This is a genomic window from Paenibacillus sp. FSL F4-0100, assembly GCF_037993005.1.
Taxonomy (GTDB): domain Bacteria; phylum Bacillota; class Bacilli; order Paenibacillales; family Paenibacillaceae; genus Paenibacillus_AQ.
Genome location: NZ_CP150303.1, coordinates 2814315 through 2838983, shown reverse-complemented (window position 1 = coordinate 2838983; position 24669 = coordinate 2814315). Strand labels below are relative to the sequence as shown.

General features: G+C 48.4%; 23 protein-coding genes. 3 read left to right on the top strand and 20 right to left on the bottom strand.

The annotated features are described in order from the left end of the window. The first annotated feature begins 186 nt into the window (after positions 1-186). On the top strand, positions 187-783 hold the full coding sequence (locus tag MHH48_RS12675; protein ID WP_076321102.1) for a YjgB family protein: 597 nt from the start codon (positions 187-189) through the stop codon (positions 781-783). Between the two features lie 108 nt (positions 784-891). On the opposite strand, the gene MHH48_RS12670 is transcribed toward MHH48_RS12675, so the two are convergent. From MHH48_RS12670 to MHH48_RS12655, 4 genes are all read right to left on the bottom strand, one after another. Continuing rightward, complete coding sequence (locus MHH48_RS12670) at positions 892-1893, bottom strand: phosphotransferase (protein WP_076321101.1); 1002 nt, start codon at positions 1891-1893, stop codon at positions 892-894. 58 nt (positions 1894-1951) lie between these two features. Beyond that, positions 1952-2734, bottom strand: coding sequence for a DeoR/GlpR family DNA-binding transcription regulator (locus MHH48_RS12665; protein ID WP_076321336.1), 783 nt, complete (start codon positions 2732-2734; stop codon positions 1952-1954). A gap of 184 nt (positions 2735-2918) precedes the next feature. Then, positions 2919-3902 carry a formylglycine-generating enzyme family protein gene (locus tag MHH48_RS12660; protein WP_076321100.1) on the bottom strand — a complete coding sequence of 328 codons (984 nt, stop codon included), beginning with the start codon at positions 3900-3902 and terminating at the stop codon, positions 2919-2921. An 83-nt stretch (positions 3903-3985) separates the two neighbouring features. Beyond that, entirely contained in the window at positions 3986-5446 is a 1461-nt protein-coding gene (locus MHH48_RS12655; RefSeq protein ID WP_076321099.1) for a sulfatase, read from the bottom strand. Between the two features lie 255 nt (positions 5447-5701). On the opposite strand from MHH48_RS12655, the gene MHH48_RS12650 reads away from it, so the two are divergent. Beyond that, complete coding sequence (locus tag MHH48_RS12650) at positions 5702-6505, top strand: AraC family transcriptional regulator (protein ID WP_076321098.1); 804 nt, start codon at positions 5702-5704, stop codon at positions 6503-6505. 14 nt (positions 6506-6519) lie between these two features. Here the strand turns inward: MHH48_RS12650 and MHH48_RS12645 are convergent, their stop codons facing one another. The 10 genes from MHH48_RS12645 to MHH48_RS12600 all read right to left on the bottom strand — a co-directional run bounded on the left by MHH48_RS12645 (position 6520) and on the right by MHH48_RS12600 (position 14120). Further along, on the bottom strand, positions 6520-7128 hold the full coding sequence (locus MHH48_RS12645; RefSeq protein ID WP_076321097.1) for a class I SAM-dependent methyltransferase: 609 nt from the start codon (positions 7126-7128) through the stop codon (positions 6520-6522). 106 nt (positions 7129-7234) lie between these two features. Then, positions 7235-9124 carry a squalene--hopene cyclase gene (gene shc / locus MHH48_RS12640; RefSeq protein WP_076321096.1) on the bottom strand — a complete coding sequence of 630 codons (1890 nt, stop codon included), beginning with the start codon at positions 9122-9124 and terminating at the stop codon, positions 7235-7237. A 198-nt stretch (positions 9125-9322) separates the two neighbouring features. Further along, positions 9323-10099 (bottom strand): sulfite exporter TauE/SafE family protein, encoded by a 777-nt coding sequence (locus MHH48_RS12635; RefSeq protein ID WP_076321335.1) that lies wholly within the window; start codon positions 10097-10099, stop codon positions 9323-9325. 169 nt (positions 10100-10268) lie between these two features. After that, complete coding sequence (locus MHH48_RS12630) at positions 10269-11396, bottom strand: MBL fold metallo-hydrolase (protein WP_076321095.1); 1128 nt, start codon at positions 11394-11396, stop codon at positions 10269-10271. A 111-nt stretch (positions 11397-11507) separates the two neighbouring features. Next, on the bottom strand, positions 11508-12083 hold the full coding sequence (locus MHH48_RS12625) for a sulfurtransferase TusA family protein (protein ID WP_076321094.1): 576 nt from the start codon (positions 12081-12083) through the stop codon (positions 11508-11510). 109 nt (positions 12084-12192) lie between these two features. Next, the gene (locus tag MHH48_RS12620; RefSeq protein ID WP_076321093.1) at positions 12193-12489 is read right to left on the bottom strand and encodes a rhodanese-like domain-containing protein; all 297 of its coding nucleotides are present in this window, start codon (positions 12487-12489) and stop codon (positions 12193-12195) included. A gap of 27 nt (positions 12490-12516) precedes the next feature. Further along, entirely contained in the window at positions 12517-12876 is a 360-nt protein-coding gene (locus MHH48_RS12615; protein WP_076321092.1) for a rhodanese-like domain-containing protein, read from the bottom strand. 43 nt (positions 12877-12919) lie between these two features. Then, positions 12920-13405, bottom strand: a complete 486-nt coding sequence (locus MHH48_RS12610; protein WP_076321091.1) for a DsrE/DsrF/DrsH-like family protein — start codon at positions 13403-13405, stop codon at positions 12920-12922. A gap of 88 nt (positions 13406-13493) precedes the next feature. Further along, complete coding sequence (locus tag MHH48_RS12605; protein ID WP_076321090.1) at positions 13494-13721, bottom strand: sulfurtransferase TusA family protein; 228 nt, start codon at positions 13719-13721, stop codon at positions 13494-13496. A gap of 138 nt (positions 13722-13859) precedes the next feature. Next, complete coding sequence (locus MHH48_RS12600; protein WP_076321089.1) at positions 13860-14120, bottom strand: metal-sensitive transcriptional regulator; 261 nt, start codon at positions 14118-14120, stop codon at positions 13860-13862. Positions 14121-14378: 258 nt separating this feature from the next. On the opposite strand from MHH48_RS12600, the gene MHH48_RS12595 reads away from it, so the two are divergent. Continuing rightward, a complete protein-coding gene (locus MHH48_RS12595) occupies positions 14379-16031 on the top strand; it encodes a CoA-disulfide reductase (protein WP_076321088.1) in 1653 nt (550 codons plus the stop codon). Positions 16032-16145: 114 nt separating this feature from the next. On the opposite strand, the gene MHH48_RS12590 is transcribed toward MHH48_RS12595, so the two are convergent. The 6 genes from MHH48_RS12590 to MHH48_RS12565 form a co-directional block, all read right to left on the bottom strand. Continuing rightward, positions 16146-17531 carry an MATE family efflux transporter gene (locus MHH48_RS12590; protein ID WP_076321087.1) on the bottom strand — a complete coding sequence of 462 codons (1386 nt, stop codon included), beginning with the start codon at positions 17529-17531 and terminating at the stop codon, positions 16146-16148. A 431-nt stretch (positions 17532-17962) separates the two neighbouring features. Next, positions 17963-18355 carry a DUF302 domain-containing protein gene (locus MHH48_RS12585; RefSeq protein WP_076321086.1) on the bottom strand — a complete coding sequence of 131 codons (393 nt, stop codon included), beginning with the start codon at positions 18353-18355 and terminating at the stop codon, positions 17963-17965. A gap of 151 nt (positions 18356-18506) precedes the next feature. Continuing rightward, on the bottom strand, positions 18507-20105 hold the full coding sequence (locus tag MHH48_RS12580) for an extracellular solute-binding protein (protein ID WP_076321085.1): 1599 nt from the start codon (positions 20103-20105) through the stop codon (positions 18507-18509). A 62-nt stretch (positions 20106-20167) separates the two neighbouring features. Further along, positions 20168-21070, bottom strand: a complete 903-nt coding sequence (locus MHH48_RS12575; RefSeq protein ID WP_076321084.1) for a carbohydrate ABC transporter permease — start codon at positions 21068-21070, stop codon at positions 20168-20170. A gap of 10 nt (positions 21071-21080) precedes the next feature. Continuing rightward, positions 21081-22034, bottom strand: a complete 954-nt coding sequence (locus tag MHH48_RS12570) for an ABC transporter permease subunit (RefSeq protein WP_076321083.1) — start codon at positions 22032-22034, stop codon at positions 21081-21083. A gap of 335 nt (positions 22035-22369) precedes the next feature. After that, positions 22370-24628 carry a helix-turn-helix domain-containing protein gene (locus MHH48_RS12565; RefSeq protein ID WP_076321082.1) on the bottom strand — a complete coding sequence of 753 codons (2259 nt, stop codon included), beginning with the start codon at positions 24626-24628 and terminating at the stop codon, positions 22370-22372. Positions 24629-24669: the final 41 nt, after the last annotated feature.

Genomic DNA, 24669 nt, shown 5'->3' with positions numbered 1-24669 from the left:
CCCCGACGAAACATTCATGGTGAGCAGAACTCGATTTCGGTCCCGGTATCAAATCTGATATTTCATCTTCACAGAATCGTAACCCAATGCCGCTTAGCTTCCACTATCATGGGAAGATAAGTCTGGCACACTTGTTTGATGCACAGCGCATGTGGTAATTAGTTGTTACAAAGGAGAGGATACAACATGAACTTGAAACAACCAGCAAAAAAAGCAATCATCACCTTGACTATGGCAGGAGTCCTCGGCGTAAGTGCTATCGGCGTAAATCATGCTGTTTTTCCGCTGCAGCAAGCAGAAGCTGCCACGGCAGCAAATACCGGCGATTATGCTGCAGAGCACGCGCTTAAGACACTCAACAGCTTCTATAAACCTGCATTAAAGGGACAATTCCCTGGTGCCGTCAGCGGTTTAACGATCGGTAAAAGCACAAAGCAGGACGTTTATAAAGCAATTGGCGAGCCTTCCGTGGCAGGCAAGGATGCCGATGCCTTCGATGTATACGGGGCCAACATGGGGAATCCAGGCTACGCCTTTTCCTATAAACTGAACAAAATCCGCGAGATGCGATACTTTGGCACGAACGTGGAACGACAAACAAATATCGGCGGCATCACGATGAAAATGCTGAAACAGAACTGGTTTGCACCGAATGCCACAACCACTTTCAAAACCGGAAAAATCAAGCAAACCAAGCTCACTTACAACCGGGGAGATTACAAATTGGAGTTCATCTTTAACAGCAGCACAGAGCTTGACCATATTAATCTGCTGAAAAAATAACCGTGATTAGAAACTCTCACTTTCCTAATTTATGGTTAACCTGTCCAAAAACATCGGAAAGGCCCGGTCTCTTAGAGAGCCGGGTTTTTCTGATATAGCACCCATTTCTTACATCAAATACTGAAACAACATATCATCCAGCCACTCCTGGCTGTATTCCATCCGCTTAAATCCAGCAGCTAGCATATCCACCTGTTCCCTTAACACATGAGACTCATCGGTCCCTTCCCGATAGCGGCTCAAAAAATGCAGAAATACATCCACCATACGCAAGCGCATGAGAACCGGAATCGCGGCAATCTCCTCTGCGCTCAGTTGAACGCGGCTGGCAAATCCTTCGCAAAACTGCTTTATGGCCTTCCTCTCGTCCGCGATTCCCAAAAATCCCGAGATGACAACCGCAGGCTCCATCGCTCTCACATCCCGTGTGCAAAATTCAAAATCAAGTAAAGCGGTGACCGTGTGGGGGTGCTCCGCGTCTACCAGCAGGTTCGAAAGGTTCAGATCGCCATGAATCAGCTGTTGCGGCAGATTTTTTAGAGATTCTAGCCTGCTGCAAATATCGGCGTATGCTTCTTTTAGTATATGAAGTGCCTCTCCTTGATCCTTGAACTCCAATGGCGGCTGCTTGCAAAAATCTAGAATGAATACTTCGCTGCATGCAGGATAAGACTGAAGCAGCTCGTAATAAGGCGGATACACCGGCCTCATTCCGATTGAACAAGCCGCAAGGGCATTTACCAGTTCCCCCGTCTTCTCCCCGAAAGAATACGATGCTTGAGTGCTGCCTTCTTCCGGACGTTCTCCTTCAATATATGCAAATAGGCAAGCATAACGATCACTCCCATCCTGAACCTGAACCATCCGATCGCCAGACACGGAAGGAAGAGGAGCGGGAATCTTAAAACTCAGCGGCACCCTCTGCAGCGATTCCAGAACGGCAAACTCAAATTCGATTCTTGCCTTATCTCGATGTGTATTATAAATGCGCATGACCGAGCTGCGCTGCTCGTTATGAATAAAATAGGTCGTATTGTTCCAGCCCGTAGGACCATTAACCAGCTCACCGTTCCACTCTGGCCAGTGCGCTTGCAGAAGAAGATGAATCATGTTTCTACCTCTCTTACCTTTCAATCTTAAGTTATATAAAGTTATATCGAATGGTTCATCATTTTGGTGCAGCTTCTTCTGCTTTCGCCACAATGACCTTTACGCCAAGCTCCTGGATCCGATCCATAACGTGCTGATCTGCCTTCTGATCGGTAATTAACACATCCAGATCTTCGACGGCGCCAGCTCTGGCAAAGCCATCCTGTCCGAGAATCCGATGCGTTGCCATGCCAATTCTGCGGCGGGATACGGCAGAGACCGCGCGTCCAAAAGCGGCAACTTCAGGAGTAGCCATGTATATTCCCTCATCGGAAATACCTCCTCCACTAACGAAACTGATATCAAATTTAAATTGACGAATAAATTCGTTAGCAAGCACGTCTGTGATATTTCCGGAAGGTTTCACCCGTCCACCAATCAAATAGGTGTCAATCCATTCGCGTTCGCGCAGAGCTTCTGCTACACGCATGCAGTTGGTCACAATTGTCAAAGGCATTTGCTCCGGAAGATGCTTCAGCAGTAAATAGGTAAGCGAGCTGCTGCCAATGAATAACGTATCTTTTTCTCGGACGTATGAAACGGCTAATTGAGCAATGGCGTTCCCTTCCGGGGAGCCTTCACTATACCGCTGTTCCGGAGCCACGGGCGGCTGCCTGACTTTCATGGAAGGAATTGCGCCTCCGTGCGTTTTCTGGAGTAAACCTTGCTCCTCCATCATTGTCAAATCCCGACGAATCGAATCAATCGATATTTCAAATCGCTCAGCCAAGTCCTTGGCAATCACCCGTTTATCTTGATGCAGCAAAGCAAGAATTTTCTGACGACGTTCTTCGGCAAACATTCCTGATTGATCTTGCACCATATATTCCCCTCCTGAACATTCATTTTTTCCACTTAACACCTCGATTATATTCATTTTTATTCCGTTTTACAATCTTTTTCTGCAGTTTTATTCATTTATACGCGTTTTAAAGCGTGCGCTTTCCGTGTAATACTCCATAATACAGTACAATCGATGGCATATTCTACGTTCTGTCCCTCACAACACGGAAACCGCAATTCCCCGTTGAGCTGTCCGGAGTATTCCCGCTGCGTGCCGCGACTCGGTACCGGTTGCAATAGGATCTGTGACACAGGTACGAACCGCCGCGCATCGACCTTCTGCCGGTAGACTCACCAAAGAACGGATGGATGGCCGAGGTCACTTGATGATAGGACGGGCTGAACCAATCGCCGCACCACTCCCATACGTTGCCGGACATGTTATATAGTCCGTAACCATTCGGTTTATAGGCATCCACCGGCGCTGTACCGATGTATCCGTCGCTTGCGTTATTTTTAACTGGAAATTTACCTTGCCATATGTTGCATTGATGTTCTCCGTCCTGTTTCAGCAGATCTCCCCATGGATAGGTCCTGCCCTCCAAACCGCCGCGCGCCGCATACTCCCATTCCGCTTCTGTGGGAAGCCGCACGCCGGCCCAATGGCAGTAAACAACCGCATCGTTCCAGGATATATGTACAACCGGATGGTCCATTCGGTCTTCGATGCTCGAATCCGCCCCCTCAGGTGCAGCCCAGTATGCGCCTTCAACCACTAGCCACCAAGGCACTTCTTGCGGAACTTGTGCAACACTTGCCTTGGTCTCCTCCGAAGCCAGCAGTTCAAATACAAACGACCATCCAAAATGTTCCGCTTCCGTGACATAACCGGTTGCTTCCGCAAAGCGTTGAAACTGTTCATTCGTAACGGCACACGGTGAGATTTCAAATCCGGAGACGGTTACGCTGCGAGCCGGCCCCTCGCCGTCACGAGGGAAACCTTCATTCGAATTCGTGCCCATCGTAAACGTCCCTCCAGGCAGCATGATCATGTCGGTATGGAGATCAGGAAGAGACTGTTCATGATCCTCATCTTCTCTAATAATGCCAAGCCGTTCCTTCTGATCGGTTTCCACTGACTGCAGATTCGTTCTGGAGCCAGCGCAGCAAGAATGTTGTTCTCCCATGCTAAGTTCCTCCTATGCTTGATACGGAGAACAGGATAACCGCTACCAGAGCGGTTATCCTGTTTCACCTGCTATAATTACTATTACACGAACTCCCGAGGATGGCGATGCATCAGCTCTGGCACCGCTTCTCCCCGGCCCGTGTTCTTCAAACGTTCGATATACCGGGGCAGATGACCTTTGGCATGGTAAGGTCCTCCCTCCTTCATGACCGTCCACAACGGGTCCACGTCATACGGCATCGTGGACATCATCAGATCATGCCATTCATTCAGAAGGTATACGGCCTCCCTGCAAAGATCCGGTCTTTGAGCTGCCCGATTGTCCTGCTCGTGGACATCCTCGGTGATATGGAACAGCATTTCTTTGTCAAACAGATGAAAGCCGTCATGATATGTTCGAATGTAGAGCCATTCTCCAAACCGCACACTTCGCTGACAGACATGGGCGCATTGAGAGACCACCAAATACTCCCTGCCGCTGCCTTTTCCGCTTCGCAGGCTCTTCGCATAACTGATGCCATCCCAGCTTCGAACCGGTGCAACGTTCAAATATTCCGCCATCGTAGGCAGAAGATCCAGATGATAGTGCAGATTGCGATCCGATATCCCTTTCATGATGCCAGGTCCCCGGATAATCATCGGGATGCGGCAGGTTCCCTGATCCGCTGTGCCATGTTCACCATAAATCCCAAGCTCCCCCATGTTCTCGCCATGATCCGCTGTAATGATAACGATGAGATCATCCATTACTCCCTTGTTCTCCAGCAATTCAAAAATGGCGCCGATGTGCTCGTCCATATGCCGAATGCCGCAATCATAGCCATCCACCATCGTCCGCAAATCCTCCATCGTCCTGATCTCTCCGGGATGACGCGGAAAATCAGGGGAAACTTCACTATTATACATGTTAATTTCGTTCACCCCATGCGGGCCAACCTTCTTCTGATGCTCCTGAAGCACCTCTTCGGTAATCCAATCGGGAAGCGGCTCATGTTCGAAAGGATTTCCCAGCGACTGGGGAGCGCGATATGGTGTGTGCGGATCCCAGAAGTTCACATAGAGCATCCAGTTATCTTCATCGGCATTACGATCCAGCCAATCCAGCACGACTGGAGATACTTCTTCTGCCGACTCCAAGCCGCCCTTACCTGTATTATACATTTCATTGAAGCCCGCGTAGAAGGTCCAGGCGGAATGTCGTTCTCCAAACGGACTGATCAAGGCGGTTTTCATGCCGGCCTGGCGGAATATAGCGGGAAAACTCTCCGACCCCAGCTTGTCGCGGAAGTCCCTGGTCATGCCTTCATGCCGGACATCAGCAGCCGTGCCTCCATGACCCACAACACCGTTATGAATGCCAAACTTCCCCGTCATTAATGCGGTTCTTGAAGGAAAACATGGAGCATCCGAGGTATAGTAATTGTCAAAACGCACGCCTTCCGCCGCGATTCGGTCAATATTCGGCGACGTATTCCGATGATAGCCATAACAGCCTAAATGATCCGGCCTGGTCGAATCCAAATCCAGTAATAATACTCTCATATCGTCATCGTTTCCTTCCTCTTGTCGAATTCACTTACCCTTCCTTAGGACTCATGTCAGCGTTTACAATAATCCTGCAATTGTCTGAAATTATAGGCTACTCATCTATTCGTAGTCGATGTACATTTCATAAATAAGTTGTACGATTCTACTCCATTTTCAATTAGGAAGATTATTAAAAGCTATGAACAGCTACTCATCAGAAGTATTATTGTGCTAGGCTATAGGTATAAAATCACTACGGGGTGTTGTTCTATGATCCAATTGATGAGCGTGAATTTTGATGATTACATTCCGAATTGGCGGACACAGCTGGAGACGATTGAGTACAATGTCCTGGTTGTGGTTAGAGAAGGCAAAGTGAAATATGAGATCAACGGGGAAGAAATCATTGCCGAAAAAGAAGACGTGCTCTTTATTCCCCGATCGACGCGCCGCAGCGGCAGCAACTGGAATGGCATTCCCCATCAGAAACATACCATTCTCTTTACATTGGATCATCAAGGTTCCACAGGCATTCCATTCTTGGATGCGGGCCGATGCATGAAATTCAATCTATCCCATATCCAGTATGCCTACCATCGTTGTGAGCGCTTGTACGAGGAAATGCGGGGAGGCAAAAGCTACCGCACCATGATTTGTCAGGGCATTATGCAGGAGCTCATCGGCACGTTGGCCCGTGAACTTGAGAAAACCGAGCTGGCACCCAGCAAACGTAACTACGCGGATACCATCAAATCGTTTCTGTTGGAGCATTACCGCGAACCTATCGAAATCGATGGATTAGCGAAGCTAATCCATCGCTCTCCGAGCTATGCTGCAGCCCTCTTCAAAGAGGTGTACGGTCTTTCCCCGATTCGGTATATGCATCAGCTGCGCGTGCTCGAAGCGTGCGGCCTGCTGCTACATTCGGACATGACGATCGCCCATATCGCCCACTATTTGGGTTATTATGACACGTCCTATTTTTATCGGATGTTTAAAAAATACACCGGCCTGTCACCCTCCGACTATGTGCAGCAAGGCGATCAGTCCGATGTTTCCATGCTGCTCTCTTAATTCCCCGCTGGCTTTCATTCCGTTGTTCGCGGTTTCTGGCCTGCAAACTGAATGACATGAGACAAGCCTTGATGCCCCTGGCCCTCATGCCGAACGACCTCTCCCATAAAAAAGTGGACAATCCGCCAATCCGCAAAGGACACGAGGAAATCCTCAGGTACGTATAAAAACTGCTGATCTTGCGGCCCCCCGCTGCGATAAGGAATCTGGTACGGTGAATACACTTCGGTGAGGAAATATCCTCCCGGCTTCACAGCTCTCTTCACGCCTTCTAAAGTCCTCGTTCTCAATGCCTTGGGAAAATGTCCAAACACACAAATAATCTCATCCCATTGATCCTGCTTCCACTGCGCTTCGTGCAGATCCACAAGCTCTGTGCGAATCTGCACATTGCAGGCTTCCGCCAGTTGATTGGCTTTGTTCAGGCCGGATTCCGCGTAATCCCATACGGTTACGTTCATGCCTTCCCGGGCCAGGAACACCGCATTCCGTCCTTCTCCCTCTGCGATAGCCAGTGCGTCGCCCGTTAAACCTAATTTCTTATGCATGTCCGCTATAAATACATTCGGGTCTGTTCCAAATACGTAATCGATCCCCTGAAACCGTTCATTCCATGGATTCATCGTTTGAGCACCTCATTTTTTGACATCATTATGGTTCTGTACGGGCTAAAGCCCAACTCCACAACACCATATTACCATTCCTATCAGATAAATGCAGTGTAACTCCTCAAGCCCCGTATTTCTTCTTGTAATGACTCAGGGTCAGGAGCGGCCAAATGTACCGGTAGCTGTGATAAAGCGTATAGAAGTTGCCCGGAAGCCCTGCGCCTGTTGGGTATGTAGTCGCCCAACCATCTTGTTGCAGCAATTCAATCATCTTGTTTATTCCTTTATCCACGGCAGGAGACGGTTCCGGCAGAACCGCGATGAGTGCATCGAGTGCCCATGCGGTTTGGGAGGGCGTGCTTTCCGCTAAGGGCGTGTAGTGCATCACTCGGTCGCTGGTACAGGATTCTCCCCATCCCCCGTCCGGATTCTGAATCCGTGTGAGCCATTCCGCTCCTTTTTGGAGCGCCTCATGGGCTGCCGGAAGGCGCACAGCCTTTAGACCCGTCAGCGCTGCCCAGGTACCGTAAATGTAACAAATCCCCCATCTCCCATACCATGATCCGTCTTTTTCCTGATGAGAAATAAGCCAGTCAGCCCCCCGTTTGATGAAATCGTATTTCATGTCGAATCCGCAAAACTTCCCGAGGTATTCGAGCGTGCGGCCGGTCAGGTCGGCTCCCGAGGGATCAATGGCGGCGGATTGGGCATCGTCTATGGCAAGCCATGTGAGCATTTCCTTGTCGGTGTTCTTCTCGAACGCGGGCCAGCCGCCATCCTTGTTTTGCATGGAAAGGACCCAGTTCAGTCCTCGATCCGATGAATCCTGATATACAGAATCGGTCTGGGATAGGCTGTGAATCGCTCTTAAAGCCGCCGTTGTGTCATCTACATCGGGATTCAGGGTGTTGGTCTCGGAGAATCCCCAACCGCCGGGAATCGTATCCCGGTTATGAACACTCCAATCGGCCGCTTTGTCCTGCTGCCTGGATACAAGATATGCGCCCGCCCGCTGTACTGACTTACGATCACCGGGAACACCGGCCTCCTGCAGCGCATGGGAAATCAAGGCCGTATCCCAGATCGTGGAAGGTGAATTCTGAATCGTTGCTTTATCTTCATAGCGATACTGCATCGCCGTCAACCCTTGAACAGCGTTCATGATGAGCGGATTGCGTTTATCATAACCCAGAGCAAGAAAGGCAAATAACATGAGGATCGTGCTGCTTGCGTAAGTGTAAAGCGTGCCATCCGATTCAATCCGATTGAGCATGAACTGCTCTGCCTTGTGCAGAGCGGCTTCATGGATATAACGGGGAGTCCCGAGCAGTCTGCTGAGACCCAGTCGTATACTTTCCACGATCTCCCGATTTTCCTGGGGGGAAGGCTCATCGTGATTTTGGCGGGAATCGAACAAATCGGATAGATCCGGTGCTTTATCGGTTGATATGGAGAAATTACGGTCAGCCATGATCAGCATAGGAATAAGGTGGACGCGGGAATAACCCGAGAACTCAAAGAGATTCATTGGCAAATACGTTGGGAAGAGGATGATTTCCATCGGTATGAACGAGATCGATGCCGGCCATTTGCACTGTCCCGTCGCAGCAAGAATCGCCTTCGTCAAAATGCTGTTGGATTTCCCTAGTCCACCTTTCGATTGAATGTAACGCCTGGCCCGCATCAGCGGCTCGTCCGTGGGTTCACTATACCCTGAATAGAGCAGTGCATAATAAGCATCGATGGAAGCGGATAAGTTACCTTTTTCTTCGTCCCGATACCATCGCCAGCAGCCCTCAGGCGTTTGCTCGGAAAGGATGCGACCATGCAAACGTCTAATAAGCCCTTCATCCTGAATATCCAATATTCGAAAGAGGATGATCGTATAAGCATCCATCGTGATTCCGTTCTCAAAGCAAAAATGCCATGACCCGTCTTGATGCTGCCGCTGCATGAAGAAGTCAGTCAGCTTCATGATTTCCACATCTACCGTGCTCCGTACATTGCCCATTCCTATCGTACCTCCATCAAACGCCATGATGAACATTATATGAACACCGGGAGGAGGAAATGATGTGCTACGAGTCATCACGTGTGTCTTTTCCTTAAATACACCAAAAAGGCCCCCGAATGGTTCGGGAATAGCCTCTTTGTATGTGATATATAGTGGTTCTATCAGGGACAGTCAGGAAGCACCTGGAGCCCGCAATCATAGAATGTCCAGCCAAATTTTGATGGCGGTTGCCAGGATCAAAACTGCCAGCATGATCTGCAGGACCTTCGTATTCATCTTCTTGCCCGCTGCCGCTCCAAGCGGAGAAGCGATGAGACTGGCAACAACCATAATGAGCGCCGGGATATAATCCACTTGTCCCGTGGTCAGCTTGCCCACCGTTGAGCCAATGGATGAGATGAAGGTGATCGCCAGCGAGGTTGCAATGGTCATCCGGGTTGGTATTTTCAATACAACCAGCATAATCGGAACGAGCAGAAAAGCACCGGCCGCTCCGACGATACCGGCTCCGATTCCGACCGCAAGAGCCAGTCCAGCGGCGAGCCACTTATTGAACTTGACCTGGTCCAGCGGAATATCGTCCACGCCTTTGTTAGGAATGAACATCATAACGGCTGCAATAAGTGCCAGTATTCCGTAAATGAGATTGATACCGCCTTCACTCATCATCTTGGAGCCGAAGCCGCCGATAAAGCTGCCCAGCAATATGGCTGACCCCATATAGATAATGAGCGTCTTGTTCAGATATCCGCCCTTACGGTACGCCCAAACGCCGCCGATCGTGGCAAAGAATACCTGTACGGCGCTTATGCCCGACACTTCATGTGCCGTGAATGCCGCAAGACCGAACAGCGGCGGGATGTACAGCAGCATCGGGTATTTGATTATCGAACCCCCAATGCCAACCATTCCGGAAATATATGAGCCAATGAATCCGATTAAAAATATCGTGATGATGAAGGTTATATTCAGTTCCACCCTGTTGCCCCCTTACTTCTTTAGAAAAGGGAAGCCATACTGGTTCCCCTTCTCTTTATAATCTGTGTTGTTCCAGGCTCCATCTTGTTCTGACTTCTGAACTGAGCATCCTTCGGGAATATTTTGTTAATCCATCTATAAAGAACGGATTGTCTGGTCAGAATTAACGCACCGCACACCGATTCGGTCCGATCTCCATCTCGCGCTGCCGGTCCGTGTCAGGATTCAATTTCCCCATGTTCGTTTGACGGATTTCCTGATAGCTATTAGGCTGTGGCGGCAGATTCTTCGTTACTATCGTTCGGAACTCTGCTTCATCGGTTATATTCAGACCATGGTTTTCCCGGTAAAGTTCCCCAAGTTTCTTCGCAACCGTTCCGTCCTCATTCAGTTCTTCCATGATCATAAAATGGGCTGGCAGCACGATCAAATCATCCGATAATTCGGTATAACGGGCATAAAGCGTCTCCCGCAAATCGCTAACCCAATCCTCTGCAAGACCTGCCAGGTCCGGGCGGCCAATGGAATCGATAAACAAAATATCGCCTGTCAGCAGGTACTGATCATCGATAACAAACGAAGTGGAACCGATGGTATGACCCGGGGAATGAAGCGCCTCAATGCGGATTCTGGTGCTGCCAATCATCACCTCGTTACCATCCTCTAGCGGTTCGTACTTATACACAACCTCGCCGGCATCCTTCGGCGGAAGCCAGTAAACTGCCCCCGTCTGCTCGGCAATCATTCGACCACCGGAAATATGGTCCGCATGCAGATGGGTATCAAACACATGTTTAATTTCTGCATCAATGCTCTCAGCAAATTCAAGATAAACCTCCGTCATGCGGGTTGGGTCAAACAATGCTGCTTCCCCGTTCGATACCGCCATATAAGACAAGCAGCCTTTTCCTATTCGAACGAACTGATAGAGCGCGCCGCCGTCTGCCAAGTTGCCGACTTTCAGTGGTACAAGGTGTTCACTCCAGGCTTTCATTCCGCCTTTCAAGTACGCGACATTCCGGCCGTGCTCGGCCAACATCTCAGCCACCATCACCGACGATCCTTCCTTGGCACATACTACGAGTACTTCTTGATCGGACGGAATCCGATCCAGAATATCTTCCACCCCGTCAATCAAATCAAAGTAAGGGATATTCAAATTCTGAATTCGTTCGCCTTCAATCTTCCAATCTTCGAAATCCGAAGGGTTCCTTACGTCCAATATGAACAGGCTCTCTTTCTGAATCGCCTTCATGGCCACCTCTTGTGCTTTCATTTCTCTTACTGTCATGTTGTTATTCCTCCTCGTAAGTTCAGTAATCATCTATAAATGCTTCAACCTGCGTTTTAAAGCTCGGAATCACGCAGCATGCTTTAACAGGCGGGCTTCTTAACCATTTGATCAATCGTTCAAGCTCTTCGTTTGTCCACCCCAACCGCTCATGCCCGGCACTACGTTCACAATGCCTGTAAAGCCGTTAGCTGCAAGCTTTTGAGCTGCCATGTCACTGCGGGTTCCGGTACGACAGATGACGTAGATCTCATCCTGTTTGTTCAGTTCATCCATACGTTTATCCAGTTCACCAAGCGGCATGGATACCGCATTTGGAATATGCTCAAAGGCAAATTCCGCCGCTTCCCTCACATCCAGAACAACGATTGGTGCACCGGACTGCAGTTTCTCCTCCAGCTGTGCATGATCCGCTACATGCGGATAGGTTCGTTCTGCCGTTTCTTCTCCGGAAGCTTTGCGCAAATAGTGCTTCAGAACATCACCCTCTTCAATCGTTCCGAGATATTGGTGTCCTGTGCTTTCAGCCCATGCCTTCATATCGGCCTTGGACCCTTTGTCGGTTGCCTCAACCTCCAGCACTTGACCGCCTTCCAGATCCTTCATCACTTTTCTCGTGCGGACGATGGGCATCGGGCATGCCAGCCCTTTTGCGTCAAGCTTTACATTGGATTCAATTGCTGTCATATAATATCGAACCTCCATCGTATTATTTTTTATATACCACCTGGGGTATATTTTATTTCAAAAAAAAGGTGCTCCCAACACACCTAATCTTTCTCAAATGTGAACACAGCTACTCTGTTTTGCCTTCCCATGCAAGCATGCCGCCCGTCATGTTGACAACTTGATAGCCTTGGCCCTCCAAGTATTCCGTTGCCCGGCCGCTGCGGCCACCGGATCGGCAAACCATGACATATTCTTTTGATGGATCAAGATCCTGCTTGCGGAATTCAATCAAACCCAGCGGAATGTTGATGGCGCCCGGAATTTTCCCTTCTGTGACTTCTTCCGTTTCTCGCACATCGATAATATTCATAGTAACCCCATCATTCAACTTCTGCTCAACTGCTTTTGGAGAAATCTCTCTCATGCTGATAAACAACTCCCTATTACAAATTTAGGACCAGGCACTCATGCCGCCTTTGACATTGGTCACCTTCTCAAAACCTGACTTCCTCAATGATTTGCTGGCTTTTTTGCTTCGCATACCACTCTGGCAGATCAATACAACTTCCTGATCCTTGGAAAGCGACTCGCTGCACTGCAGAAGCTGATCCAGTGGAATATTTCGAAAACCCCGAATGTGATTTCCCTTGAATTCACCCGGTGTACGGACATCAATGAACTGTTTGTTTGTGTCCTTCAGCTCATGCTTCAGCTGTGACGCGGTAATTTGTCTGACTCCCTTGGCCGGGAGAGTTCTCCATACGAAAAACAGGACAATTAGTGCAATGAACATGATATTGAGTATATTCATCTTGAATTCCTCTCTTTATAGAGGCATAATCGCCTCTATTCCATTAGATAAACAAGTTCACATTGCCATTCTGGGCATCACCCAAATACGCCGCAACACCCGCGTACTCAATGCCGTCAAGCAATTCTTCCTTTTGCAAACCTAACAGATCCATCGTCATGGTGCATGCGACCAGCTTCACGTCTTGCTCCTGTGCCATCTCAATCAATTGCGGCAGCGGAACGGCATTGTGCTTCTTAATCACACCCTTAATCATTTTGGGACCCATTCCGGCAAAATTCATTTTGGAGAGTCCCATTTTATCGGACCCGCGCGGCATCATTTTCCCGAACATTTTCTCCATAAAACTCTTTTTCTTAGGCAGCAGCACATCCTCTTCCTTACGCAGTGCGTTCAACCCCCAGAAGGTGTGGAATATCGTTACCTCATGGTCATACGCGGCAGCGCCGTTTGCGATGATATAGGCAGCCATGGCTTTATCATAATCGCCGCTAAATAATACGATCGTTGTCTTTTTTGGTTCTGTCACGTTATGATCTCCCCCTGTGAAATGATTAATGAAATTCGGACATCCACCTTACCCTTACCCCCAGGGGTATGATGGAACTTAAAAAAATTTAGCCCTTTTTAACCCAAAATTTTAACACACCGCCGTCCTCTTGATGATCCAGCAATTCATTGCCTGTCGACTTGGCCCATGCGGCCAGATCGCTCTTCGCGCCTTGATCGGTCGTATGAATCTCAAGCACTTGACCTGGTTCCATATCCTTCATCTCTTTCTTCGTTTTCACGATTGGCATAGGACATGCCAAGCCTGTTGCATCCAATACTTTATCCGCGTTCACTATAATTCCTCCTTAGAAGTGATGAAAAAATATATTATAAATTAAATACCCATAGGGGTATATTAAATGATATTGAATGTCGTGTCAATCATGTTGTAGTTTCCATCTTGATATGGATCAAAGCGTTAGGTCCTTCGATTATCTGCTTCTTACGAGCAGATTTACCGCTTCTACCACAAGCTTCTCTGTGTCCTGCCCGCTCTCTTCGGCTTTCTGTACGCACTCGACAAGGTTTGAGCTGACTACGACGCCTATCGTGCGATCTATTGCCGTCCGTGTTGCCGAAAGCTGGGTGATCACGTCCTTGCAATCCTTGTTCTCCTCCATCATCTTCAGGATGCCGCGCAACTGACCTTCGATGCGTTTCACCCGATTCTTCATCTGATCATTGTAATCCATCTCGAATCCCTCCTGTCCATATACGTTGTTATTATATTTAACCTAGAATCCATATTGTTTTACATGATATTAATATATACCCCATAGGGTATATTGTCAAGTGTGTGATGCCACATATCCATAACGACTAGTCTGTTCACCACTTGTTTTATCCTGTTTGATATTTGTCACACACAGCATGGCTGCTATATGTTATGATACCCCATAGGGTATACAAATTCAATTCATAATATACGCCAATTCAGGGAGGAATAGACCATGAGCAAAAAAATCGTCATTGTCGGCGGCGTAGCTGGAGGGGCCTCGGCAGCAGCCAGACTACGGAGATTGGATGAGAGCTCTACCATTATTTTAGTAGAACGCGGTGAATATATTTCGTTTGCCAACTGCGGCCTGCCCTATTATATAGGAGAAACTATACTGGATCGCAATAAACTAATGGTTCAAACCGTACCCGGCCTCAGCAGCCGATATCAGCTGGATATACGGAATCTAAGTGAAGTTACCTCCATTCAGCGTGATGAGAAGATGGTTACGATTAAAAACCTTAAAACCGGAGAAACCTACACGGAGAGTTATGATTACCTGATCCTGTCGCCCGGAGCGAAGCCGATTGTGCCGGATATTCCCGGCCTGTCGGAATCTCGCAACGTATTCACATTGCGCAATATCCCGGACACGGACCGAATCAAACAATTTGTAGATAATGACAACCCCAAGGAAGCCGTTGTTGTTGGCGGCGGGTTTATCGGACTTGAGATGGCAGAGAATCTGGCCGATCGCGGCATTCAGGTGACTGTCATTGAAATGGCTAATCAGGTTATGGCTCCTCTCGACTACGAGATGGCTGCTATCGTCCATTCGCATCTTAAGGAAAAAGGAGTCCGTTTAATACTTGAGGATGGTGTTCGGGCATTCCATGACGGCGGACAACGAATTGAACTTTCCAGCGGGAAACAAATAAGAACCGATATGATTTTGCTTTCTATTGGTGTTCGTCCCGAGAATGTACTGGCGGTAGATGCAGCTCTTCCTGTCAATGATCGCGGGGGGATTCGAGTGAACGAGTATTTGCAGACGGCTGATCCGAACATCTATGCCATCGGAGATGCGATCGAGGTGAGGGATTTCATCCTTCAGAGCCCCACGATCATTCCGCTCGCGGGACCTGCCAATCGGCAGGGACGCCTTGTTGCAGATCATATTTATGGAAAAAACAACCGTTACAAAGGCACACTCGGTTCCTCAATCGCCAAAATCTTTGATCTGACGGTTGCTGCGACAGGTGCCAATGAAAAACGTCTCAAGCAGATGAATGCACCTTACCAGGCTATCCACGTTCATCCTTCGTCACATGCCGGATACTACCCCGGGGCGTATTCGATATCATTAAAGCTGTTATTCCATCCGGAAACAGGACAAATCTATGGCGCACAAGCCGTTGGAGCAGATGGCGTGGATAAACGTATCGATGTGATTGCGACAGCGATCAAGGGGAATCTCAGCGTGTGGGACTTGACGGAGCTGGAGCTTTCCTACGCTCCCCCCTATTCCTCTGCCAAGGACCCTGTCAACTATGCAGGATATGTCGCATCCAACATGCTGGATGGCTTGGTTGAAGCCGTACAATGGGACGAGATCGACGATCTGGTAGGAAACGGTGCAACCTTGATCGACGTCCGTGAGCCTAAGGAAAGAGAAGCCGGTTATATCCCAGGTTCCATCAACATTCCGCTTAACGATCTGCGCAGCCGGCTGAAGGAATTGCCGGAGAATGAAACGCTGTACGTGACTTGCCAGGTTGGGCTGCGCGGATATTTGGCGGCGCGTATTTTGGCCGAGCATGGATTCCGGGTGAAGAACCTGGACGGCGGCTGGAAAACGTACGCAGCGGTTTATAAGCCGTCTTAATCGCTCCTAACTAAATCTGTATGGAATCGATGGACATGCTGGTTACATCAAAAAACATGCAGAAAAGCCCCGAAAATCCGGGGCTTTTCTGCATTATATGAAATAGATAATGGCTTAAATCAGCTTGTGCGCATACCATTTCTTGCCGCGGAAGCGCCATAGGAAGACCGCTCCCCTTACGCCCCATTCACAGTTCATGGCCAGCCATACTCCGAGAATGCTCCAGCCCAGAACGATTCCCATAATATAACCGAGAATCACCCTGAATAGCCACATGGTCAGCATCGAAGTGATCGACGTAAAACGCGAGTCGCCCGCCGCACGCAGCGCCGAAGGCAGAATAAAGCTTATTGACCATAGTGGAACCTGTACAAGGGTGTTAATCAACAGCACCACAAACAGATCGTTCACGATTTCCGGAGGTGGGTTGAACAACCCAACCAGCGGCCGGTAGAGCGGCATCAAAATCAAACCCATCAAGGCCAGCGAGATTGCACCCAGCCATAGAAAAGATTTGATAAACTTCCGGGCATCCGCTATATTTCCACGGCCGATGCATTGACCGACGACGGTCACAATTGTTAAGGACAACGCACTGGCTGGAATTTGGAAAACGGCCGCAAGCGAAGACCCGATCGCATTCGTTGCAATGGCGTACGTACCCAAGCTGACAATAAACACTTGAGTTAAGAGCTTTCCCCCGTTAAAAAACATCTGCTCAGCTGCAAACGGAAGTCCGATAAACATAATTTTGCGCAGCATGGATACAGGAAAGTGAAACAAATCCCGCAGGCGGATATGCAGCGTGGCATCCACTCTGAACAGATAGTAGAGCGCGCAGGCCGCACCGGCAAAACGGGCGATGTTAATCGCCAGCGTCATGCCCATAACACCCATATTCAGCAAGGTGATGAAAACGATGTTCAGCAGAACGTAGAGCAGGTTCATGATCAGCGACAACGCCAGTGAAGCCCGGGTCTTACCGATCCCCCGCAGCGCGCCGCAAACGGCCTGCACGATGGCAATTCCGATGAAGGAAGTACTGCTTCCGATCAGATAAACCCGCGCACTCTCCAGCACCTCGGGTGACGCTGAGCCGAATAGCAGATTCAGCACCGGCTGGTGAAGCCCAATGATCAGCAGCGCGATCGCTAAAGCGATCATCGCCACCGATGTAACGGTGGCCGCAGAAGCGCGGGATACCATCAAGGCATTGCCGCTTCCCTTATACTGCGCGACAACGACGGTGCCCCCGGTTGCCACCGCTACGAACACATTGATCAGGAAGATGTTCAGGGAGTCCACCATGTTCACGGCGCTGACCGCCGATACGCCCGAAGAACTGATCATTGCCGTATTGACCAGGTTCAACCCGATGATGAATGCCTGGTCGATCAATATCGGGAAAAATAAAGAGAAAATCTGCCGGTAGTCCATCGACTCCCCGGATAAATGCTGTTGAAGCAAGCCGTTCATTTGGGTTCGTAATCGAACCAACATCTGTCATCACATTCTTTTCGTTGTAATATAAAAGAAAAAAACTCTTCATGCGAAGAGCTTAAAGGCTTACGGTATTTAGAAATGGCTGCCGTAACCGTTCCGCTTGGGAGAGCTCACTCCCTCGCCAAGGGGACAAATACGGATTGATTCATTTGATCCGGATAAACCCCGTCTTTGATTGGAGGATACCACCAGACCCGTGTTCTGTCAACGAATGTACGCCACAGGAAAAGACCGTAAACCGCTGATAAATGGAGCAACATGTGAGCCTGCAGGTTGTAACCCTTTATATAGAAGCAGAAGAGGCTTCACCTTCTGTCAGAGCCTTTAGAAGGTGGCCTCTTCTGTAAAATGCCATGGATGTAATCAACTTGATCGTTCAGAGCACAAACGTGCCGGCATCCTTTTTCACTCACGCCAAATGCGAGAATTTATTTGCTATTATCGATACAAGCGATAAGCCGTTTCTCCACATCCTGGGCAATGCCCCGCAGGGATTCAAAGGATTCATTCTCCACCATGCCAATAAGCGCCGTGGGTCTCGGGAGCCCGATCTTCGTTCCCCCTTCCAACTCATAAACGGCGATTTTACAAGGCAGGAAATACCCGGCCAAGTCATTCTCGCTCAACACTTTTTTCGCCTCAACCGGATTGCATACCTCCAGTATTTCGTACTTCTGATCAAACTCGATGCCTTTCTCATTCAATTTGTCCTGAATGCTGAATCGCCACAGCAAACCGAACTTCTCTTCGGCCAACGCTTGTTCCAATGCAGCAATGGCATCGTCTACTGACTTATCCGTTTCTACCGTATAGTGAAACATGTTTATCCCCCCAGAATGGTAGTCATTTTATAATGCGGGTGCCGATCGCACTCGACTAGCCTTATGGTAGCCAATCCGGTATGGAAATACTTCCGTGACACTAAATAATTTAACCTGAAATAAAATCATGAATCACGGTTCTTCATCTTAATTATTCCGACTTGTTCCAGCGGTCATAGGCATCCTGATAAATCTTCAGCATTTCATCCAGACCCATCTTGTTAATCATCTTCACATAATCGTCCCACTTCGTGAGCGGCTCCTGGCCAACGACAAACTTCGCTTCCATTTGATCGACATAGGTTTTAATGTCCGTCTTAATGATATTCAGCCTTTTTTGCTCATCATTGCTGAAATACACATCGGGGTATGCCTGAACCGCATAAGGGTTCAATTTCTCGTCCACCATTTTGTTGTAATCCGGCCCTTTGCCGTTATCACGCATAGCGTCAAATTTTCTTTCCTTGATCAATGGCAGCTGTCCGCCACAGTCCGGGGTTAACTTCGCCCGATATTCCTCACTGTTCATTCCTTCAGGAAAATCGAACTCCCACTTCGTTTTGGCGTCATCCAGCCATTTGATGCTGTTTCCGTAAATCCCGAGCTTGCTGCCTTCGGAGGAGTACAAATAATCGACCCACCGCATCGTTGCCTCAGGATACTTATTCTGACTCGTAATCGCGAATGTACCGCGGCGAATTTTCGATGATTTCATCGCCAGCTTCTCGCTGTTGACCGGACTGGTCAGCGTCCCAAGCATGGGGTGCTTCAAATTGTCTTCCGGTTTATCCACCTTCAGGACGAGATCTGGAGATGAATGTGGGAAAGCACCGATTTGGTTCGAATTGCCTTTGGCCGTCATTTGCTGGGACGTCTGTACAAAGGTTTCCTCATCCATCAGCTTCTCTGTGAACAGTTTGTTTAAGTAAGTGAGATATTCCTTGTACTGATCCTGCACCGGATTAAAGCGGACCTTCCCGTCCTTTACCTCCACTTCACGGCCAAGCAAGCCGAATGCTGGCAGCAGCACGCTCTGGAAGCCTCCCAGTTTCTCACTGGATATCGGAATTTCGTCATTTTTGCCGTTCTTGTTGGGGTCTTCGTTCTTGAACCGCTTCAGCAGCTCATACAGTTCATCCGTAGTCGTTGGCTCCGTTGTAATCCCCAAACTCTCCATCCAGTCCCCGTTCAGCCACAATCTGCTCGGAACGAACGCACGAGGCTCATCGATAATGAGCGGAAGGGAGTAGATATGCCCGTCCACGGTGGTGATCGACTTTTTGATATCCGGATTATCCTTCATGAGTTTATTGAAATTCGGCGCGTACTCCTCGATCAATCCTTCCAGCGGAACCAGATAACCTTGGCTGCCGTATGTAACTTCATCGTCAGGTGTAAGACCAGCGTTGAAAAACACATCCGGCAATTGCTGGCTTGCGAACGCCAAATTCTTAGCCTCTTGATAGTTAGCTGCTGGAGGTGTATTGAAATTAAAATGGATATTTGTCATTTCTTCCATTTCCTTAAATAATACCATGTCCTCCCAAGGCCCGTGAATGGCCGCTTTCGCCCCCATCATCGTCAAAGTGATTTTCTCACCTACAATCGGGTAGCCGCTAGTATTGAAATTTTTCGGTTCTCCCCCACTTTCATTCCCAGCATGATTCGTTTTATTGCCCGTGCTGCACCCAGCTAACAGAATTGCGCTGCTAATAATGATACAGAAACTGCCTTTTAACCATTTTTTCATTTCTTTATTTCCCCTCTCTATGAGCTTATATTGTTGATCATTGTGAAATTCCAGATGTCCCGTTAACCCTTGACGGAGCCAATCAGCACACCTTTCATGAAAAAGCGCTGCATAAACGGATAGATGACGATAATCGGCAAGCTGGACACGATCATGACGGCATACTTGATGATGTCGGCAATCCGGGCCTGTTTGGCCATCGCTTCCATGTCGTCTCCAGTCATCAGCATCGTATCGTTCATCTGATTCTGTACGAGGATTTCACGCAATATTAATTGAAGCGGATACAAGCTGCGGTCCTTCAAGTAAATGATCGCACTAAAGTAACTGTTCCAGTGAGTCACCCCATAATAAAGGGCCATGACCGCGATGATCGGAGCAGAGAGCGGAAGCACAATTTTCAAAAACAGAACGGTATTGGAGCAGCCATCGATTTCGGCGGATTCCTGGAGCTCTTTCGGAATATTGGTTTGAAAAAATGTGCGGCAAATAATCAGGTTATAGACTGCAACTGCATTAGGAATCAGCAGCGCCCACACGGTGTTCAGCATTCCAAGCCAGCTGACGAGCAGGAAGGATGGAATCAGTCCGCCTCCGAAAAACATCGTGAACACGATCAAGCCCATCATAATCCCGCGGCCTTTCAAATCTTTGCGGGAGAGCGCATAGGCTCCTGGAACGGTAAACAGCAGGTTGATGGCTGTTCCTGCAACCGTATACAAAATCGTGTTTCTGTAACCGGACCAAATCTCCGGATTTTGAAACACCCGCTGATACCCTTCAAACGTAATGCCTCTGGGATAAAGCCACATCGTCCCCTGATTCACATAGACAGGATCACTGATAGAAGCGCTGATAACGTATACGAGCGGGTATAAGACGATGATCAGGATGAAGAACAGAAATATGAAATTGATGATTTCGAACACTCTGTCCGATCTAAGTTTCCTTTTCATGGTTGTTATCCACCTTCCTTTACCATAGACTTGTCTCGTTTACTCTCTTGGCGATCCGGTTAACGGTAAGCAGCAGTATGAAATTAATGACCGAGTTAAACAAGCCAATCGCAGCCGAGAAGCTGAACTGGCCTTGCACAAGCCCGCTTCGGTATACGTATGTGGAGATAACGTCTGACGACTCCAAATTCAGTGGATTTTGCAGCAGGAATACTTTTTCAAACCCGACGGACATAAAGCTCCCTACGTTCAGAATGAGCAAGATCACCATCGTAGGCAGGATGCTCGGAAGATTGATATGCCATATGCGCTTCATCCGGGTGGCACCGTCGATCATCGCCGCTTCATGCTGCTGGGGATCGACTCCAGCCAGCGCCGCCAGGTAAATAATCGTCCCCCAGCCCATACTTTGCCATACACCGGAGAGTACAAACACAGACTTGAACCAGCCCGGTTCGCCCAGAAATTGTACAGGTTCTCCACCCAAAGCCTTGATGGCCAAATTGACTAAACCGGTTCCCGGAGACAGAAAGGCGATAATCATGCCGCTCATAACGACGACGGATATAAAGTGAGGCGCATACGTTACGGTCTGCACCCACTTCTTGAACGCCCCGTTCTTCAGCTCATTAAGCGCTAACGCGATAATAATCGGGATCGGAAACCCAACGATCATTTCATACAAACTGATGCCAACCGTGTTCCCGATCAGATCCCAAAAATAATAAGAATCGAAAAAACGCCTTAAATGCTCAAGACCAACCCATGGGCTGTTCCATATCCCCGAACTGGGGGCATAATCCCTGAAGGCAATCTGCAGGCCATACAGCGGGAAATAATGAAATACAATAAAATAGGCCATCGTGGGCAGAACGAATATATACAACTCCCAATTTTTGAGAACCGACTTCCATCTGCTTTTCCTGAGCCCGCGTTCCGCACTTTTGGCAGCAAGCAGTGTCTTGGCTGTCATGAACCAACCAACCCCTTTCTCAAATTGAACTTGTGAACCACAGTTAATAAATCTCATGCTATCTGTTCGAAGATGTAATCGTAAATCTGTAGATATTGTTCTGGGGTTGTTACTTTTTACATTGCCTGCCATGACAAGGCGGATTCGTGTAAATTTGTTATTCTTGCTGTGGCTTGTCGATTCTTTACAATTCTGTATCAGCCCTCCTTATTAAGGATTACCTCTCCCCTGACCCCAAGCTAATGGACAAAAAAAGCGCGTTCTCTCGAATCGAAAATTTCGAGTAGAAACACGCGTTTTATCGAAAGACTATACGAAGATTTACCGCTTTGTACTCACGAATACAGTTTCCGGTATTGCCCAAGCGTTATACCTTCTGTATTTTTAAATTTGCGCATAAAATTGGAGACGTCCGAATAGCCAACGCTGGCAACAATATCTTTAATCGCCAGATCGCTGTGCTTTAACAGCCGTTTGACCTCCTCCATGCGAAGATGGGTAACATATTCGGTGAACGTATAACCCGTCTGGTCCTTCATGTAACGGCTGAAATAGGAAATGGACATCTGGAAGTGATCGGCGATTTTCTCCAAATTCAGGTCATATTCCTGGTAGTGCTGCTCAATGTATTGGAAAATCTCTGCTCCCATGGCGGTGTTCTTGCTTTCTTTATTGGCCTGCACATAATCGCATATGAGGTCAATGAGTCCGGTCATCCCCGCATCCAGTTGTTTCAAGGTCGTAAATTCCGCCAAATGGCTCCGATACTCTTGAGGAATACTCAGTTTCAGTTCATTCATCGTTCTAAGGAACGTGTTAATCAGATCAAAACTCATACAGCGGAAGTAAAACAAGGATACTTCTTTTCCTTCTAAATCGTGCACGATGTTAACCAGCGCGGTTTTGGCTGCTGCATTGTTTCCCTGCTTCATGCTTTGCACAAGGCGGATTTGCTCTTCGATCGGGTACCATTCACTGCCTTCCTGCCATTCGGACATATCAGCGAAATATACGGTCTCCCCTTTGCGAATCCGACCACTTTGCTCCATAGCAGCTGAAGCTTCAATGTAAGACCGATTCGCATGAATCAGCCCGGATACCGGGCTGCCCACGCCCACGGTTGGCCGAAACCCGCAGCAGTGCTCGAACAGCCGAGCAATTTCGCCTGCAATTTCCTCTTGGACATGGCGCAGACATGATTCGTTGCAGCCCGTGCTAATCAGGATGGCGAGGGACTGATCTGGTATGAGTTCCACTCCATACCCAACTGCATCCGTCATGGATATCTCGGACAGCAACCGCAGCAGCTCTTCCCGGTTCTGCGTGGATATATACTCACTCCCGTCCATCGGGATAACGGTCACAAAGCAGTTCTCTTCGGGAAGCGACAAATTTTCCCGAGACAAAAAAGCTATCGTCTCCTCCTCATCCTTGATCAAACCTAATATCAGTCGGACGAAAAACTGCTCACGCACAATCGGACGCTGTTCATCGATTCTCTTCATCAGGTCGCGCGTAGCCTGAACGGAATCGCGGATCAAGTCGAGCTCATTATGGCGGCGGTTATCGTTTCCATGCGTCCATACTTGTAAAGTCCGTACATAGTCTGCAATGATCCGGATCGGACGATATTGTCTAGTCGAGAGCAGGACGGCGATCAGAATCCCGAAGGCGACAACTGCACCACAAATGAGCAATACAAAGGTCCGCATTTCCAGTACCCTTCCCAAAAACTGGTCGGTTGGCATAACGATGACATAAGACCAACCCGTCCATTTTGATTTAGCCTGCATTAGAGAATAATGTTCGCCGCCTAGCTTGGCATCATGAATGCCATCCTGGGTCTTGGAAACAAGTAACTGTTTAGCATCCTGTTCTGTCAGGTCGTTCTCGTGGCTTCTTGAAGCCAGAATGCTGTCCTTGGAATCCAAAATGTAAACGCTACCATTAAAGTCCCCTAAAATAGGACCAACCAGGTCGGTCAGCATCGATTCACGAATGAAGAAGCTAACCGTGCCGTAAGGCGCTTGGCTATTGCGTGGAATCGGGAACATATACATCAGCACGTTTTGCTGTTGGCTGCTGCCCGTGACCGTAGTCTGGATACGACGGATTTCTGGGATCTGAAGTCGGCTCATTTCCTCGTCCAGGCGAATCCCGTCCAGGTCACTAAATCCGTATACACGCTTTGCAAATGTATCGAATGAGTTGATTCCGGACGAAGTATACAGCCGCTCATCCCCATGAAAATAAAGCGCGACTTCATCGACTATCGTATTATTTGCCTTATATTTGCCCAGCTCATCTACCGCTTCAATTTCCTTGTATTTCCCGCTCTTCACTACGAATGGAGTCAATTCGGAGTCAATCGAAATCCTTGAGGCCGTGTTGTCCAGACCGCGTGCCAATAAGTCGAACGTATTCTTAACCTGGTTCAGCTTGTATACATTGGATGCCTCAATTTCACTTTTGAATCGTACGACCGCATTATAATACACGACACTGCTAAGTATGATGAACGGTATGGCAAAAATCAGTACATGCGACAGTAGAAATTGATAGAATAAGCGAGAATTGGTTCGTTTACGCCTCATTGCTCTCCCCCAATATTTAGTTCTGGCAGCAAATTAGACTG

What these genes read in the sequence shown, in the direction of transcription:
- MHH48_RS12675 (WP_076321102.1), top strand. Translation starts at nt 187, where the DNA reads ATGAACTTGAAACAACCAGCAAAAAAAGCAATCATCACCTTGACTATG.
- MHH48_RS12670 (WP_076321101.1), bottom strand. Translation starts at nt 1,893, where the DNA reads ATGATTCATCTTCTTCTGCAAGCGCACTGGCCAGAGTGGAACGGTGAG.
- MHH48_RS12665 (WP_076321336.1), bottom strand. Translation starts at nt 2,734, where the DNA reads ATGTTTGCCGAAGAACGTCGTCAGAAAATTCTTGCTTTGCTGCATCAA.
- MHH48_RS12660 (WP_076321100.1), bottom strand. Translation starts at nt 3,902, where the DNA reads ATGGGAGAACAACATTCTTGCTGCGCTGGCTCCAGAACGAATCTGCAG.
- MHH48_RS12655 (WP_076321099.1), bottom strand. Translation starts at nt 5,446, where the DNA reads ATGAGAGTATTATTACTGGATTTGGATTCGACCAGGCCGGATCATTTA.
- MHH48_RS12650 (WP_076321098.1), top strand. Translation starts at nt 5,702, where the DNA reads ATGATCCAATTGATGAGCGTGAATTTTGATGATTACATTCCGAATTGG.
- MHH48_RS12645 (WP_076321097.1), bottom strand. Translation starts at nt 7,128, where the DNA reads ATGAATCCATGGAATGAACGGTTTCAGGGGATCGATTACGTATTTGGA.
- shc (WP_076321096.1), bottom strand. Translation starts at nt 9,124, where the DNA reads ATGGGCAATGTACGGAGCACGGTAGATGTGGAAATCATGAAGCTGACT.
- MHH48_RS12630 (WP_076321095.1), bottom strand. Translation starts at nt 11,396, where the DNA reads ATGACAGTAAGAGAAATGAAAGCACAAGAGGTGGCCATGAAGGCGATT.
- MHH48_RS12625 (WP_076321094.1), bottom strand. Translation starts at nt 12,083, where the DNA reads ATGACAGCAATTGAATCCAATGTAAAGCTTGACGCAAAAGGGCTGGCA.
- MHH48_RS12620 (WP_076321093.1), bottom strand. Translation starts at nt 12,489, where the DNA reads ATGAGAGAGATTTCTCCAAAAGCAGTTGAGCAGAAGTTGAATGATGGG.
- MHH48_RS12615 (WP_076321092.1), bottom strand. Translation starts at nt 12,876, where the DNA reads ATGAATATACTCAATATCATGTTCATTGCACTAATTGTCCTGTTTTTC.
- MHH48_RS12600 (WP_076321089.1), bottom strand. Translation starts at nt 14,120, where the DNA reads ATGGATTACAATGATCAGATGAAGAATCGGGTGAAACGCATCGAAGGT.
- MHH48_RS12595 (WP_076321088.1), top strand. Translation starts at nt 14,379, where the DNA reads ATGAGCAAAAAAATCGTCATTGTCGGCGGCGTAGCTGGAGGGGCCTCG.
- MHH48_RS12590 (WP_076321087.1), bottom strand. Translation starts at nt 17,531, where the DNA reads ATGTTGGTTCGATTACGAACCCAAATGAACGGCTTGCTTCAACAGCAT.
- MHH48_RS12585 (WP_076321086.1), bottom strand. Translation starts at nt 18,355, where the DNA reads ATGTTTCACTATACGGTAGAAACGGATAAGTCAGTAGACGATGCCATT.
- MHH48_RS12580 (WP_076321085.1), bottom strand. Translation starts at nt 20,105, where the DNA reads ATGAAAAAATGGTTAAAAGGCAGTTTCTGTATCATTATTAGCAGCGCA.
- MHH48_RS12570 (WP_076321083.1), bottom strand. Translation starts at nt 22,034, where the DNA reads ATGACAGCCAAGACACTGCTTGCTGCCAAAAGTGCGGAACGCGGGCTC.
- MHH48_RS12565 (WP_076321082.1), bottom strand. Translation starts at nt 24,628, where the DNA reads ATGAGGCGTAAACGAACCAATTCTCGCTTATTCTATCAATTTCTACTG.